Here is a 15,141-nt window from a genome sequence, read left to right on the forward strand (position 1 = left end):
ATCGCGCGATCGACGAAGGAGGCGGTGCGGTGAAGACGTTCGGCACCCGGCTGCGGCACGCGATGCGGCACTTCGGGCCGCTGTGCGTCGGCATCGACCCGCATCCGCAACTGCTCGAGGCGTGGGGCCTCACCGACGACGTCGACGGCCTCGAAGCTTTCGCCGAGACCTGCGTGGAGGCCTTCGACGGTCGTGTCGCGCTGGTCAAGCCGCAGGTGGCGTTCTTCGAGGCCTACGGGTCGGGGGGCATCGCGGTGCTGGAGCGCACGATCAGCGTGCTGCGCGCTTCCGGAACATTGGTGCTCGCCGACGCCAAGCGTGGTGACATCGGCTCCACCATGGACGCCTACGCCCGTGCCTGGCTCGGCGACGGCCCGCTCGGCTCGGACGCGGTGACTGTGTCGCCCTATCTCGGATTCGGTTCGCTCGATCCGGCCTTGGGCCTGGCCGAGCGCAACCACCGCGGTGTCTTCGTGCTCGCCGCCACCTCGAATCCCGAGGGCGCGCAACTGCAGCGCATTACCGCGGCGGACGGCCGCACCATCGCCCAGACCTTGGTCGATGCGGCGGCCGAACGCAACGCGGGCGCCGAATTCGGTTCTGTCGGAGTTGTTGTCGGCGCCACTCTCACCGAGGCCCCGGACCTGAGCAAGCTCAACGGGCCGATTCTCATGCCGGGGGTCGGGGCACAGGGCGGGGGAGCGGATTCGATTCGCGCTCTGGTGTCCGAGGCCGGTTTCGGTGCGGTGGTGCCGACCGCCTCGCGCGAAGTGCTCGCGGCAGGCCCGTCCGTTTCGGCGCTGTGCGCGAAGACCGCGCAGCTGCAGGAAGAGTTCGCCTTCCTGCATGCCTGATCGGGTACCCGCGGCCCCTCCGCAGCGCTGATGGCAGCCACGCGGAGCGCAACGGGACCGGGCATCCACGTCGACCGCCGTGGTCGAGTTATATCGGGGACCACGGCGGCTCGATGGCATCCATCGATGGGTTCCGGCGGCGAGCGGCACGAGGTCGATGACATCGTCGCGGCGGCCGCCTGCGCCGTCGTCCCCGAACTCGGGCTTCGGTTCGGCGAGATAGCGGCGCCGGTTCGCCGCCGGAAACAATGCCCGGCAACTTTTCGGCGATCGATCTGTCGCGCTGCGCTCGCCCCTCGTCCGCCGGGTGCAGCACCACCGTAGCGGCGAATGTCATTGTGACGCTGCCGATTCGGAAGTGACTGTCCGCCGCGAGTTGGACACGATGGGTGCGGTCGCAGCTGTTTGCCGACCCCCTGTGCGCGTCGGCATCCGACACCCGCAATCCGACATCCGTCGCCGATGTGGCCGTGATCCGCGTTACGGCAGCGGCCACGGCATCCTCTGGCGGCATAGCCACGACCTGCACGGATAGCGACATCGTCGCCACGGTTACGGCACCGGACATTCGAATCGGCTTCTTCTGCATGATGTTCGACGCTGGGCCGCCCCGGAGCACGACGACCATGCGGTTTCCTCATGGCCTGCGAAAACCACACCCCGCCGCTGTGGGTCAGGTCGGCCGGACCGGGTGGTTGGTTCTACTGTCCCGACGGCGAAGTGCTCTTGGTGCCGAAGGCATCGCGATGACAATGGAATCGAAACGCAGCGAATTCACAGGCATCGCAGGCTGCTCCTCCGGGGGAGCTGAAGATTCTCGACTCGCATGCGCAGTCGACCGAATCGCCGCTGAACCGGCTCACCGAATGTGCACGCGATGTGCTCACCGGGATGATGGCGGGGTACCGCAACGCGGCGATCTGCAATGAGCTGTTCATCACCCACAGCGCGGCGGAAAAGCGCATCAACGCCATTTTCGCCGAGCTCCAGCTGCCGCCGAGCGCGGCGCGCGACCGGCGTGTGCGCACCATCCTCGAACATCTCCGCGTCGACGCCGCCGCGACCTGATGGCCGGGACGCGGACGGGGCCGTGTGGACGGCTGGCCGCCCGTCTGCGGCGGTTTCGGGGTGAAACGGCACCAGGGTGTGGTCGCGGGAATCGGGCGGCTCTGGGGATCGATTCGGCCGTTGACGGGCGAGGTTCGAGGCCGTTGTTCTTCGCGTTCCGAGCACCCGACACGCGAAAGACGACGCGACACGCGGAAAATTCCGAGAAAGTTCCTGGTCGGGCGGTTGCCCAGTTGCTGGGGTCGCGCGCCGTGCCACCGCAATCCCCCCGCTAACCCTGTTTGCTGCTGGAAAAGCCCTGTGTACGGGGCATTTCGGGGTTTCGGCGGTAGGATCGGCGCAGCAGACAAAGGGGTGCGTCGATCCGGCCGGGTCTGCCCCTACGATACCGGCGAATCATGCGCTGACCTGGGGGGTGGGTTCGCAATCGGCGGACGTCGTGGGTACGGTCGCTGAGACTGCCGGGTTACCGGCAGGAGTTGATGCAATGAACGATGAGACGGAGGAACCGTGGCCCTTCCCCAGCTGACTGACGAGCAGCGCGCCGCTGCTTTGGAGAAGGCGGCGGCCGCTCGCCGCGCTCGGGCGGAGCTCAAGGAGCGCCTGAAGCGTGGTGGCACCGACCTGAAGCAGGTCCTCACCGACGCCGAGTCCGATGAGATTCTCGGCAAGATGAAGGTGTCGGCGCTGCTGGAAGCCCTGCCCAAGGTGGGCAAGGTCAAGGCGGCTGAGATCATGAGCGAGCTGGAGATCGCCCCCACCCGGCGTTTGCGCGGACTGGGTGACCGGCAGCGCAAGGCGCTGCTCGCCCGATTCGACTTCGCCTGACAACGAAGGTGATCGGACACACGCGGAAGGGTCGACTGGTTGTACTGGTCGGCCCCTCGGCCGTGGGTAAGTCCACTGTGGTGCGCTGCGTCCGTGAGCGGCTGCCCCACTTGGTCTTCAGCGTGTCGGCAACGACCCGGGCCCCAAGGCCCGGGGAGGTCGACGGCCGGGACTATCGGTTCGTCACCCGGGACGAGTTCGACGCCATGATCGAGGCGGGCGAACTTCTCGAGTGGGCGGACATCCACGGAGGATTACAACGTTCCGGCACCCCGGCGGGTCCGGTACGTGAGGCATTGGCCGCCGGACTCCCCGTGCTCGTCGAGGTCGATCTCGAGGGCGCGCGGTCGGTGCGCAAGGCCATGCCCGAGGCGCTGCTGGTGTTCCTCGCTCCGCCCAGCTGGGACGAATTGGTCACCAGGCTCCGGTCGCGCGGCACCGAATCGCCCGAAGTCATCGAGCGCAGGCTGGAAACCGCCAGGACCGAATTGGCGGCCTGTGACGAGTTCGACATCGTCATCGTGAACGACGAGGTGACCAGCGCGTGTGAGCAGTTGGTATCGTTGTTTGTTAGCACAAATTCGAGTTCGTGACCCCCACCCCCGCAGGAGCGCCCCTAGTGAGCAGTACGGACATCAAGCCCGCCCCGGCATACGACACTCCGATCGGCCTGACCAACCCGCCGATCGACGAGTTGCTGGAGCGCACCTCGTCCAAGTACGCCCTGGTCATCTACGCAGCCAAGCGGGCCCGGCAGATCAACGACTACTACAACCAGCTCGGCGACGGCATCCTCGAGTACGTCGGTCCGCTGGTCGAGCCGGGTCTGCAGGAGAAGCCGCTGTCGGTCGCGATGCGCGAAATCCACTCCGATCTGCTCGAGCACGCCGAAGGCGAGTAGTTCGAGCGGACGCAGTGACCACATCTAGGCCGGAGGCGTAGTGACCACACGGATCGTCGTCGGCGTCGGCGGAGGGATCGCCGCCTACAAAGCCTGTTCGATTGTGCGCCGGTTCACCGAGACCGGGCACCAGGTTCGGGTGATCCCCACCGAGTCGGCGTTGCAGTTCGTCGGCAAGGCCACCTTCGAGGCACTGTCCGGGAACCCGGTGCACACCGGCGTGTTCGCGGACGTGCCCGAGGTACCGCACGTGCGGCTCGGTCAGGAGGCGGACCTCGTTGTCATCGCCCCGGCGACCGCCGATCTGATGGCGCGTGCCGCGAGTGGCCGCGCCGACGACCTGTTGACCGCCACGCTGCTGACGGCCCGATGTCCGGTGGTGTTCGCGCCCGCGATGCACACCGAGATGTGGGAGCATCCGGCCACCATCGCCAATGTCGCGACGCTGCGCGCGCACGGTGCGATCGTCATGGAACCCGCGTCGGGCCGCCTCACCGGTACCGACACCGGACCCGGACGGTTGCCCGAGCCCGAGGAGATCTTCGGACTCGCCACGTTGCTGCTCGAGCGCGCCGACGCGATCCCGCGTGATCTGGAAAGCCGCCGCGTGGTGATCACCGCGGGTGGCACCAGGGAACCGCTGGACCCGGTGCGTTTCCTCGGCAACCGCAGCTCCGGCAAGCAGGGCTACGCGCTGGCACGGGTCGCCGCGCAGCGCGGCGCCCACGTCACGCTGATCGCGGGCAACACGATCGAGATGGCCGCCCCGGCCGCCGTCGACCTGGTGCACGTGACGACGGCCGAACAGCTCAAGACCGCGGTGGACAAGCACGCGGTCGGCGCCGACGCGGTGATCATGGCAGCGGCGGTGGCCGATTTCCGGCCGACCAACGTGGCCGCGGCCAAGATCAAGAAGGGTGCGGGCGAGCCGGATGTGATCGCGCTGACCAAGACCGACGACATTCTCGCCGGTCTGGTGCAGTCGCGCCGCGACGGCCAGCTGCCTGGCACCGCGATCGTCGGCTTCGCCGCCGAGACCGGTGACGAGCAGGGCGACGTGCTCACTCACGCGCGAGCCAAGCTGGTCCGCAAGGGTTGCGATCTGCTGGTCGTGAACGCGGTCGGCGAGGGCAAGGCATTCGAGGTCGACACCAATGACGGCTGGCTGCTCGGTGCGGACGGCACCGAACAGGCGCTCGACCACGGGTCGAAGGCGCTGCTGGCCAGCCGGGTGCTCGACGCGCTCGGCCCGTTGTTGCGCTGAGCCGTCGTGCGCCGATGCTTCGGTGCGAATGATTCGTTCGAGTCTTGCCGCGCGCCGTGAGTAGTGCGGTGTCGAGGTAATCACTACCACCGACCGGTCGGCCGCGGTGCAGATATTCAGGCGAGCGACGCTATGTCGGGATGAAGATCCGGCAATGCGCGCCGGTCGCCGAATAGTCTGAGACAGCGTTCGACCACGGGCCATGGCGTCGGTGGTTTGGAATAGTCTGAGATGAAGGGTTGCGCGGTGGCGGCAGCACGTTACTGTCGCAAACCGACACGAGTAACCCGTTAAGGGAGAGGGAAGAACTGTGCGCACGTCCGGCAGCCGGCTATTCACCAGTGAGTCCGTGACCGAGGGTCATCCGGACAAGATCTGTGATGCCATCAGCGATTCCATTCTCGACGCGTTGCTCGCGGAAGACCCGCGCAGCCGAGTCGCGGTGGAAACTCTCGTGACGACCGGTCAGGTCCACGTCGCGGGTGAGGTCACCACGTCGGCATACGCGGACATTCCGCGCATTGTCCGCGAGAAGGTCCTGGAAATCGGATACGACTCGTCCGCAAAGGGTTTCGACGGAAATTCCTGTGGCGTCAATATCGCCATCGGCGCGCAGTCGCCGGACATCGCGCAGGGCGTGGATACCTCGCACGAGGCCCGCACCGTGGGTTCCGACGACGAGATCGAGCGCCAGGGCGCGGGCGATCAGGGTCTGATGTTCGGCTACGCGAACACCGATACCCCCGAGCTCATGCCGCTGCCGATCGCGCTGGCCCATCGTCTCTCGCGCAGGCTCACCGAGGTCCGCAAGTCCGGCGTGCTGCCCTACCTGCGTCCCGACGGCAAGACCCAGGTCACCATCGAATACGAAGGCGACCGGCCGGTTCGCCTGGACACGGTCGTCATCTCTACCCAGCACGCCGCGGATATCGATCTGGACAACCTGCTCGCGCCCGATATCCGCGAGAAGGTCGTCGATGCGGTGGTCGCCGATCTGGACCTGCCCAGCCTGGACACCTCGAACATCCGACTGCTGGTCAACCCCACCGGCAAGTTCGTGCTCGGCGGCCCGATGGGTGACGCGGGCCTGACCGGCCGCAAGATCATCGTCGACACCTATGGCGGCATGGCCCGCCACGGCGGTGGCGCGTTCTCCGGCAAGGACCCGTCGAAGGTCGACCGCTCGGCCGCGTACGCCATGCGCTGGGTCGCCAAGAACGTCGTCGCGGCCGGACTGGCCGACCGCGTCGAGGTCCAGGTCGCCTACGCCATCGGCAAGGCCGCTCCGGTCGGTCTGTTCGTGGAGACCTTCGGCACCGAGAAGGTCGACCCGACCCGCATCTCGAGTGCGATCACCGAGGTCTTCGACCTGCGCCCCGGCGCGATCATTCGCGACCTCGACCTGCTGCGCCCGATCTACGCACCGACCGCCGCGTACGGCCACTTCGGCCGCACCGACATCGACCTGCCGTGGGAGCACACCGATCGCGCCGACAAACTGCGCGCGGCAATCGGCCTGTAAGCCGACCCGGCCCGCGTGAAACAGCCCACGGCGGACCTCCCCGCCACTCCCGCGGACGCCGCGTCCACGGGAGCAAGGGCGGCACACGACTCGACAACAGCGGGAGCACCCATCGCGCGGGTGCTCCCGCTGTTGTCGCCCGCCCACCTGGACCGCGACTTCGATTACCTGGTCCCCCCTGAACTGGACGCCATCGCCCAACCCGGCGTCCGAGTCCGCGTCCGTTTCGCGGGCCGCCTGGTCGACGGCTACCTGCTGGCCCGGCTCGCCCGCAGTGACCACTCCGGCAAGCTCGTCAAACTCGAACGCGTCGTCTCCCCTGAGCGAGTTCTCACTCCCGAAATCCTGAAGCTCGCCACCGTCGTCGCCGCCCGCTACGCAGGCACCCGCGCCGACGTACTGCGCCTGGCCATCCCGCCCCGCCACGCCCGCACCGAAACCGGCGGCTCGAAGAAGCCGGCCGAACCGGTAGTGGCGCAAGAAAATTCGGTCGCGTCCGGCGATGCACAATCGGAGCATGCGGCGGGACAACGGTCTGCTGATGACGCCGGTCGACGTGGCGGCACCGCATCCGGCGCGTCTGCTCCGAAGGCTGACCCAGCTGTGGCCGCTGGTGCCCACTCCGTTTCAGGCGATGATCGCGGCGGAGGTACGACGGCCGCAGGCTCCACGCTGAGCGCGGCGTCGCCTCGCGCGATCGCTACCGCTAAAGCTGATGCGGCCGAAACCGTTTCAGGCGTCGGCCCGAATTCGACAGGCGGATCGGCGGCGGCCACAGCGTCCGCGCCGACCGTGGCTTCGGTCGTGGGGAACAGCGCGCCGCCCGGCGCGGATTCGGTTGGCGTGCGAACGAATTCCCCCACGAACGCCGCAGCGCCGATCTCGGCCTCCGGATCTCGCGATGACATTGGCATCGATTCTGTTGCCTCCGTGTCGGATTCGCGTCCGACCCGTGCTCCTGCCGTGCCGAGCGATGAGACTGTCGGCGCAGGCGATGTGCCGGAGCAGACATCGAGCCTCCGGTCTCGGCGCGGTGACGCATGCGACCCCATTGTCATCGCTCCGGTCGATGCGGATTCGGGTGTTGATGGCGCGTCGGTATCCGGTGGTGGCGGTGATGCTGTCAGGAAATCGACTGCGGCATCTGGTGTGGCTGCGGCATCGGCGCGGGTACTGTCCATCGATCCGGCTGTGGCCGACGTGGATTCGGGTGTCGATCGTGCGCCGGGATCCGGTCGTGACGGCGATCGCGTCGGGAAGACCTCACCCACCGCGGCCGTGGTGTTCAGCGCCGAGCTTGCTGTCGATCCGACGCCGTGGGACCGGTACATCCATGGGACCGCGTTCGTGGATGCGCTCGGGCAGGGGAGGGGTCCGCGGGCGGCGTGGCAGGCGTTGCCGGGGGAGGATTGGGCGCGACGGTTGGCGGAATTGGCTGCGGTGGTCGCCGGGCGGGGGCGCAGCGCGATCCTGATGGTGCCCGATCAGCGTGATCTGGATCGGGTGCTGGCGGAATGCGTTCGGCTGGTGGGGGATTCGGCGGTCGGATTGGCGGCCGGGCTGGGGCCCGCAGCCCGGTATCGGCGGTGGCTCGCGGCGTTGCGCGGGACGGCGCGGGTGGTGGTCGGAACACGCAGTGCGGTGTTCGCGCCGACGACGGAGCTGGGCCTGATCGCAATCTGGGACGACGGTGATGACACCTATGCCGAGCAGCGAGCGCCGTATTCTCATGCGCGCGAAGTCGCGATGCTGCGCGCGCACGAGACGGGTGCGTCCTTCCTCGCGGCGGGGTTCGCGCGGACGGCGGAGATACAGGCGGTCGTCGATTCGGGGTGGGCGCACGATCTGGTCGCCGACCGTGGGGTGGTGCGGAAGTTCTCGCCGAGGATCAGCGCACCGGGGGACACCGACATGGCATTGGAGCGCGATCCGATTGCGCGCGCTGTGCGCATCCCCGGAGTGGGGTTCGCGGCCGCGCGGTCGGCGTTGAAAGAAGGTGCGGCGGTATTGGTGCAGGTGCCACGGCGCGGCTATGTCCCGTCGCTGGCCTGTGCGAAATGTCGGACGCCCGCGCGCTGCCGGCACTGCAACGGGCCACTTGCGCTGCCGGAGGTTCGTTCGCCGCACGACGACGTCGCGCACAGTCCGAGCTGTCGCTGGTGCGGCATCGTCGAGGCGGCCTTCCGCTGCGCGAGCTGTGGGTCCCGGGCCTTGCGTGCGGTCGTGATCGGGGCCATGCGCACCGCGGAAGAGCTCGGTCGCGCGTTTCCCGGTGTGCCGATTCGCGGTTCCAGCGGCGGTGCGATGCTGGACACCGTCGAACCGGGCCCGCAGGTCGTGGTCGCCACGGTCGGCGCCGAACCGGTGCTACCCGGCGGTTATGGCGTCGCACTGCTGCTGGACGGCTGGGCGCTGCTGAGCCGGGCGGACCTGCGCGCGGCCGAGGACACGCTGCGGCGATGGATGTCCGCCGCCACCTTGGTTCGCGCGCACGGGCAGGTCATCGTGATGGCCGACCCGTCGATTCCCACGGTGCAAGCGCTGTTGCGGTGGGATCCGGTCGGCCATGCGCACGCCGAGGTGGCCGGTCGACTCGAGGTCGGCTTCCCGCCCGCGGTCCGCATGGCCGCCGTCGACGGCTCCGCCGATGCGGTCGCCGAATTGCTCTCTGCCGCAAATCTTCCCGAAGGCGTCGATGTCCTCGGCCCCGTCCCCCTCCCACCGGGCGCCCGCAAACCCTTTGCCGGCGACAGCCCCGCCGAAGTCGAACGCATGCTTCTGCGCGTCGATCGCGCTGCCGGCGCAGCGCTGTCTCGAGCCCTTACCGCCGCCCAAGCAGTTCGCAGCACCCACCGATCCGACGCACCTCTTCGCGTTCAAATCGATCCGGTCGACATCGGCTGACGGTGGCCTACCAGGCGCGAGCCGGCTTCGGTCTGTTGGTGTTCGGGCAAGTCCGGTGCGGATGGACTGGCCGTCGTTGGTACGCCCTGGTCGGCAGCGGGTTGCTCGCGTCCGAGCAGACCCGGTCGACATCGGCTGACAGCGGCCGTTCAAGCCCCGTCGACTACCGACTGACAGCGGTGGCGCAGCGCGAGTGGGCCTGCGGTCCACGGGATCTCATGGTTGAGTGGAGAAATAACGACTGATTCGCGCTACCGCATCATCACCATCGCGTGCGTCGCGATCGTGGCGTCCGCAACCTCGGGGGCATGCGCTACCGCCGAGCCTGAACAGTCCCGCGACCGAGTTGACAGCGTTCGCCCTCGAACGCTGTCAGCAGGCCGGATTACTTGAACGCGACCACGTTTCGCCGCGTCCAGTCCGCGAAGCTGTGCGGTGCGCGTCTGAGCACCTTTTCGACGTCGGGGGATATCTGCTGCTCAGCCGGAGTGGGTGCGCCGATGATGGCCAGCGTGGTCTCGACGACCGGTTCCGGCATGAACTGCACCATCTGCGCGCGCGCCTCCTCGCGGGTCTGCTCGACGAAACGGATCGGCTCGCCGAGCGCGGCACCGAGGTCATCGGCGCGCTGACGCGGTGTGCTGAGGGCGGGACCGGTCAACGTATAGATCTGCCCGGCGTGGCCGTCCTCGCGCAAAGCCGCCGCGGCAACCTCGGCAATGTCGTCCGGATCGATCACCGGCAGGCCGACATCGCCGAATGGCGCCGCGACCGTGCGCTGGGTGCGGGCCGACTCGACCCAGGCGTAGGCGTTGGAGGCGAAGGCGCTGGGACGCAGGATCGTCCACTCCAGCCCTGACGCCTGCACGGCCTCCTCGATCGATCGTCCCAACTGCCCATGGGAAGGTGACTCCGGTCGGGTGGCGACGCCTTGCGAGGACAGTTGCACAACCCGCTGTATCCCGGCGGATTTCGCGAGTTCGAGAATGGCCCGCGGGTCCATCAGATGGGCGCTGGTGCCGGTGTCGTGCAGAAAGAGTGCCTTCGCGCCTGCGAAAGCGGGAGCGAGGGTTTCGGGCGCGGTTACATCAGCGCGCTGGTGGCGCACGCCGTCGGGCAGCGCCTGCGGCGCGGTTGCGCGGGACACAGCGGTCACTTGTTCGCCCGCCGCGGCGAGGGTCTGCACGAGGGTGCGTCCGACATTGCCGGTTGCTCCGGTCACAACGATCACGATAACTCCTGAGTTAGTGGACTGACTAACAGAAATGTAGCCGACAGCCTGAGATCTGTCTATAGTTAGTTGAATAACTAACTCGATGGAAGGCGGGCGCATGACAGGCAAGCGGGAGCGGCTGGCCGCCGCGGCGGCCGAGGTGTTCCATCGGCAGGGCGTCGAGAAGACGACGATCGCCGACATCGCCGCCGCCGCGGAAGTGCCGGTCGGCAATGTGTATTACTACTTCAAGACCAAGGATCAGCTGGTCCAGGCGGCCCTCGGCGCGCACGCGCGGTCGCTCCAGGATCTGATCGTCGTGCTGGAAGAGCACGAGCAGCCGCGGGATCGGTTACAGGCGCTGGTGCAGGGTTGGATCGATCAGCGCGAGGTGGCCGCTCAGTTCGGTTGTCCCACAGGGACATTGGCCACCGAGCTCGGCAAGCGCGCCGACGGCCTCGATCGGGAGTCGGCGGCGAATATGCGTGCGCTGATCGACTGGGTCGAGCGGCAATTCGCCGCGATGGGGCGCAGTGATGCGGGCGAGCTGGCGGTGGCCCTGGTCGCGTCGTATCAGGGGATATCGTTGCTTGCCAACACCTTCCGCGACCCCGAGCTCATGCGCACCGAGGGGCTTCGCCTCGAGCGCTGGATCGATGGACTGCAATCGTGATCGCGGTCCGGCCCATGGTCGCGCCTGGATGATTCGGGTGTGGCGCGGTCATTGGTCGGCGACGCGCGCCTGCTCGATGTCCGCGACGGCTCGCGCCCGCGACTGTGTCGCGCGATCGCGGTCGTCGCCCATGCCGACGAGCAGGTCGAGCAGCGTCGCGTCGAGAGCGCGGGCGACGCTCGGTCCATCGGACCCGAGGTAGCCGGCGAGTTCGAGCATCACCATGCCATGGGTCAAACCCCAGACCCGGCCGGCTACGTCGGTCGCGCGACCGTCGCGAATCCGCTCGGCGGCGATGATTCGCTCGACCGTTCGAATCAGTCCGTCGAAACCGGTGTCGCCGACCGGCAGTGTGGCCCGACTGGTCGAGACTGTCGGCTTCGGGCCCGGTTTCGGTGGCGTGGCCAGCCTGAACATCAACCGATAGCGCTGCGGACTTGCCAGTGCGTACCGCCGATAGGCCTGGCCCATGCGGAAGAGGTCCGCCACCGGGTCGTCGCTAACGGGCGCGGCCGCGAGTGCCGCGCCGAAGCGGGCGAGTGCTTCTGCGACAATCGCTTCCAGCAGCCGGTGCATACCACCGAAATGGGTGTAGACGGCCATGGTGGAAGCGCCGATTTCGGCGCCGATTCGGCGTGCCTGTAGCGCCTCTGTGCCACCTTCTTCCAGCAACCGCAGGCTCGCTTCGATGATTTTTTGACGTGGGTCCGGATCCGCTTCGCGCCGACTGCCGTCCATAGCTGCGTTAATCTACTGTGAATAACATTGTTATGACTCTAAGGCCCCACATCCAGCTGCCATGCGTGTTCCGTCGGGCTGCCCTAGGGGCTGACTGCCGTGCGGAGGGTGGTTCCGCCGTTGGTCCGAGGCCGCGCATCGAATCGGTGTGCGGCCTCCCTTTTTGTCCGCCCGGTTGGTTTGTGTTCGTCCACACTCTTGTCAGCGATGCATTGTCGATATATCGTCGATAGTATGAAAAGAACACGGAGGCCTGAGGAGGCAATCATGGAAAGCAGGGAACAGCGAGATTTCGGACGGCGTGGCCGGTGGAACCGGCCAGGGGCGGAAGAGTGCGGACCCGAGCGGCATCAGCATCGTCGCGGCGGACGGCACGGCTTCGGTCCCGAGTTCGGTCCAGGCTTCGGCCCCGGGTTCGGTCCGCATTTCGGACGTGGACGTGGCCGGGGTGGCCGCGGTCGGCGCGGTGACGTGCGCGCGGCCGTGCTACTGCTGCTCACCGAGCGGCCGATGCACGGATACGAACTCATCCAGCAGATCAGGGAGCGCAGCGACGACGTCTGGCGGCCGAGCCCGGGGTCCATCTACCCCGCGCTTGCGCAGCTGGAGGACGAGGGTCTGGTGCTCATCGAGAAGGTGGCGGGTCGAAAGACCGCGAAGCTCACCGAAACCGGCACCGAGTACGTCACGGCGAATCGTGACGAGCTCGGCGACCCGTGGGCGGACGTCAAGGAAGACGTCGGCGCACAGGCCATCGATCTGCGTGGGCTGGTCGGTCAGTTGATGGGAGCGGTCGGGCAGGTCGCGGCAGCGGGCACTCCCGCGCAGGCGACCAAGGCGGCCGAGGTGCTCACCGAGGCGCGCAAGGCGCTGTACCGCATCCTCGCCGAGGACGAAAGCCCTGAGAAGTCATAGCAGTCACCACCTAACAGAAGTGTGAAACACCCCTTCCCGGCGTGCATTTCACACCCTTTCGGTTGATCATTGTGAGATGGAACAGTCTGGTGGATTGTGGGGTTGGGGTTATTCACAATTGTGTCGTGTCGCGCTTGTCAGCGCGCTGGCCGGAGCCGTCATCGCCGGCTCCGGCGCGGCACCTATGGCGGCGCAGGCCGAACCTGCGGGCTATCGGCCTGCGGACGTGCCCACCGAACCCGCTCCGCCGCAACCGGATCACCTGGCCGCCGCGACGTATCTGAGGACGCACCCGAACGCGGTTCCCGCAGGCACCAACAATTTCGGCTGCGCTCCGACCGCCGCCCACCCACGGCCGGTGGTGCTCGCGCACGGCACCGATTCCACCGCGTACTCCGACTGGTCGGCCATCGCGCCGCAGCTCACCGCGGCAGGCTTTTGCGTCTTCGCGCTCAACTACGGCGGCAAGCCGGGTGCGGAAAGCTATGGAACCGAGGATCTGTGGCTGGGCGCGCACCAGATCGGTGCCTTCGTCGACGATGTGCTCGCCGCCACCGGAGCGACGCAGGTCGATCTCGTCGGGTTCTCCCAGGGCGCCAACGTGACTCGGCTCTACGCCAACAAGCTCGGCGGCGCACCCAAGGTCGGCCGGTGGGTCGGCATCGCGTCTCCCAGCTATGGCGGGGTGATGTACGGACTGGTGCCGGTCGCGCAGGCGATTCCCGGCGCGCTGCAGGCATTTCAGCTGGTGACTTCGCTGGCGGCGGTGCAGCAGGCACAGGGTTCGCCGCTCATGATCGAACTCAATGCCGGCGGTGACACAGTCCCCGGGGTGCAGTACACCACGATCGGCAGCCGGGTCGATGAGATGATCCAGCCCTTCGAGAACATCGCGCTGCACGGTCCCGGCGCGCGCAACATCGCATTACAGGACCTGTGCGCCGCGGACCTGACCGGTCACTTCCATATGGTCTACGACCCATTCGTGCAGCAACTGCTGCTCACCGTGCTGGATCCGGCACACGCGGCCGCGCCGACCTGCGCACCCGTCGCCCTCGGCACCGGCATCCCCGAAGTGATCATCGCCGGAAACTCCTGATCGCAGAGCACGATTGGCGCCGCCGGGCCGGGCGTGGGGTGGCCGCGTGGCCGGATACCGGGCAGGGCGGCCGGGGCTGGGCACGTGCTCAGCGGGTCGGCCAGTATCCGTGGGGCGTCGTGTCTTCCGCTGTCTCGGCGAATTCGCCCACATTGGTGACGCCGAGGTGGAGGAGAAGTCCCATTGCCACGATGCTGACGATGGTGATCAGTGGGGTCAGCAGCTGCACTGCTCCGGCGCCCGAGGGCGGGGACAGGTGCGTCGCATGGTGTGCGCGCATGGCGGCCATGCCTGTGTAGTGCATACCGCATACCGCCACCCCCATGATCACGGCCGCGCCGCCGGTGGCGAACAAACCACGCACGTGCAGGGTGAACCACAGTGCCGCGGTCGCCGCGACCACCGCGATGACGATCGATAGCGCCACTATGCGCATGTCGTAGTCGATGATTGCGTCGGAGTTCATCGCGTACATGCCCGAGTAGTGCATAGTCCCCACGCCCAGTCCGGTAACAGTGCCGCCGCCCAACAGTGCGGACGCCCTTTTGGGCTGCCGGTTCACGATCGACAACCCGATCCACACCACCACCATCGCGATGATCGCGCTGAGCAATGTGATCGGCACGTTGTACCGGATCGACGCTCCGTTGATCGAGAAGCCGAGCATAGCGATGAAATGCATGACCCAGATGCCGGTGCCGCCGAGTGCGACCGCGGCGGCGACAAGCCAGCCCGGGTGTCCGGCGCCGATCCGGGACCGGGCTACGCATCGTAGTCCCAGCAGTGAACCGACGACCGACATGACGTAGGCGAGGATGGGCGTAACCAATCCATAGCTGAAATGCTGAATTTCCAGCACACGAACTCCAATGCCGAAGAGTGCTTCGATAGCGGCAGCTGCAACTCGGAGGCTACCCCGTGTAGCAAATAAAAAGGAAGTAGTTCCTCTAAAAAAAGTAAAGTTCAGCGCCTGGCCTGGTCGGGACAAGGGCGAGCCAGCGACTCGGTAGCTGATCACGCCCATGGCATGGGCAACCGGTGCGCTTCCCTGTTCACGACGGCGCTGCCACCTGATCAACTCGGCAACGAGAGGCCGACTCCACCGACTCGTCCGGACTCGGCAGGTCGAGAACACGCCCCCAGATCTCCTCATCAGAGAACC

Annotated in this window: 14 protein-coding genes; 11 read left to right on the forward strand and 3 right to left on the reverse strand. The window is 67.3% G+C overall.

The features are described 5' to 3' along the window. Positions 1 to 29 precede the first annotated feature (29 nt). From pyrF to ACFU4Z_RS22280, 8 genes are all read left to right on the forward strand, one after another. Positions 30 to 854, forward strand: a complete 825-nt coding sequence (pyrF, locus tag ACFU4Z_RS22245; protein WP_379065993.1) for an orotidine-5'-phosphate decarboxylase — start codon at positions 30 to 32, stop codon at positions 852 to 854. An 879-nt stretch (positions 855 to 1,733) separates the two neighbouring features. Then, positions 1,734 to 1,922, forward strand: coding sequence for a hypothetical protein (locus tag ACFU4Z_RS22250; RefSeq protein ID WP_379065890.1), 189 nt, complete (start codon positions 1,734 to 1,736; stop codon positions 1,920 to 1,922). Between the two features lie 510 nt (positions 1,923 to 2,432). Next, on the forward strand, positions 2,433 to 2,750 hold the full coding sequence (gene mihF / locus ACFU4Z_RS22255; protein WP_040692163.1) for an integration host factor, actinobacterial type: 318 nt from the start codon (positions 2,433 to 2,435) through the stop codon (positions 2,748 to 2,750). A gap of 8 nt (positions 2,751 to 2,758) precedes the next feature. Then, entirely contained in the window at positions 2,759 to 3,343 is a 585-nt protein-coding gene (gene gmk / locus ACFU4Z_RS22260; RefSeq protein WP_379065893.1) for a guanylate kinase, read from the forward strand. A gap of 26 nt (positions 3,344 to 3,369) precedes the next feature. Continuing rightward, a complete protein-coding gene (gene rpoZ / locus ACFU4Z_RS22265; protein WP_328403067.1) occupies positions 3,370 to 3,651 on the forward strand; it encodes a DNA-directed RNA polymerase subunit omega in 282 nt (93 codons plus the stop codon). 40 nt (positions 3,652 to 3,691) lie between these two features. Beyond that, complete coding sequence (gene coaBC / locus ACFU4Z_RS22270; RefSeq protein WP_379065895.1) at positions 3,692 to 4,915, forward strand: bifunctional phosphopantothenoylcysteine decarboxylase/phosphopantothenate--cysteine ligase CoaBC; 1,224 nt, start codon at positions 3,692 to 3,694, stop codon at positions 4,913 to 4,915. Positions 4,916 to 5,225: 310 nt separating this feature from the next. After that, positions 5,226 to 6,437 carry a methionine adenosyltransferase gene (gene metK / locus ACFU4Z_RS22275; protein WP_364901476.1) on the forward strand — a complete coding sequence of 404 codons (1,212 nt, stop codon included), beginning with the start codon at positions 5,226 to 5,228 and terminating at the stop codon, positions 6,435 to 6,437. 111 nt (positions 6,438 to 6,548) lie between these two features. Further along, entirely contained in the window at positions 6,549 to 9,341 is a 2,793-nt protein-coding gene (locus ACFU4Z_RS22280) for a hypothetical protein (protein WP_379065995.1), read from the forward strand. A 385-nt stretch (positions 9,342 to 9,726) separates the two neighbouring features. Here ACFU4Z_RS22280 and ACFU4Z_RS22285 read toward each other — a convergent pair whose 3' ends face one another. Next, the gene (locus ACFU4Z_RS22285; protein WP_379065898.1) at positions 9,727 to 10,563 is read right to left on the reverse strand and encodes an NAD(P)H-binding protein; all 837 of its coding nucleotides are present in this window, start codon (positions 10,561 to 10,563) and stop codon (positions 9,727 to 9,729) included. A 109-nt stretch (positions 10,564 to 10,672) separates the two neighbouring features. Here ACFU4Z_RS22285 and ACFU4Z_RS22290 point away from each other — a divergent pair, with 109 nt between their 5' ends. Then, entirely contained in the window at positions 10,673 to 11,227 is a 555-nt protein-coding gene (locus ACFU4Z_RS22290) for a TetR/AcrR family transcriptional regulator (protein ID WP_379065900.1), read from the forward strand. A gap of 48 nt (positions 11,228 to 11,275) precedes the next feature. Here ACFU4Z_RS22290 and ACFU4Z_RS22295 read toward each other — a convergent pair whose 3' ends face one another. Then, entirely contained in the window at positions 11,276 to 11,965 is a 690-nt protein-coding gene (locus tag ACFU4Z_RS22295) for a TetR/AcrR family transcriptional regulator (protein WP_379065902.1), read from the reverse strand. A 267-nt stretch (positions 11,966 to 12,232) separates the two neighbouring features. On the opposite strand from ACFU4Z_RS22295, the gene ACFU4Z_RS22300 reads away from it, so the two are divergent. Then, complete coding sequence (locus ACFU4Z_RS22300; protein WP_379065905.1) at positions 12,233 to 12,880, forward strand: PadR family transcriptional regulator; 648 nt, start codon at positions 12,233 to 12,235, stop codon at positions 12,878 to 12,880. 184 nt (positions 12,881 to 13,064) lie between these two features. Next, on the forward strand, positions 13,065 to 13,979 hold the full coding sequence (locus ACFU4Z_RS22305; RefSeq protein ID WP_379065997.1) for an esterase/lipase family protein: 915 nt from the start codon (positions 13,065 to 13,067) through the stop codon (positions 13,977 to 13,979). An 88-nt stretch (positions 13,980 to 14,067) separates the two neighbouring features. Here ACFU4Z_RS22305 and ACFU4Z_RS22310 read toward each other — a convergent pair whose 3' ends face one another. Beyond that, entirely contained in the window at positions 14,068 to 15,057 is a 990-nt protein-coding gene (locus tag ACFU4Z_RS22310) for an MHYT domain-containing protein (RefSeq protein WP_379065907.1), read from the reverse strand. Between the last annotated feature and the right edge of the window lie 84 nt (positions 15,058 to 15,141).

This window comes from Nocardia sp. NPDC057440, assembly GCF_042802915.1.
Taxonomy (GTDB): Bacteria; Actinomycetota; Actinomycetes; order Mycobacteriales; family Mycobacteriaceae; genus Nocardia.

Excerpts from the sequence above, each read along its gene's own strand:
- ACFU4Z_RS22290 (WP_379065900.1), top strand. The coding sequence starts at position 10,673 with ATGACAGGCAAGCGGGAGCGGCTGGCCGCCGCGGCGGCCGAGGTGTTC.
- ACFU4Z_RS22300 (WP_379065905.1), top strand. The coding sequence starts at position 12,233 with ATGGAAAGCAGGGAACAGCGAGATTTCGGACGGCGTGGCCGGTGGAAC.
- ACFU4Z_RS22295 (WP_379065902.1), bottom strand. The coding sequence starts at position 11,965 with ATGGACGGCAGTCGGCGCGAAGCGGATCCGGACCCACGTCAAAAAATC.
- ACFU4Z_RS22305 (WP_379065997.1), top strand. The coding sequence starts at position 13,065 with ATGGCGGCGCAGGCCGAACCTGCGGGCTATCGGCCTGCGGACGTGCCC.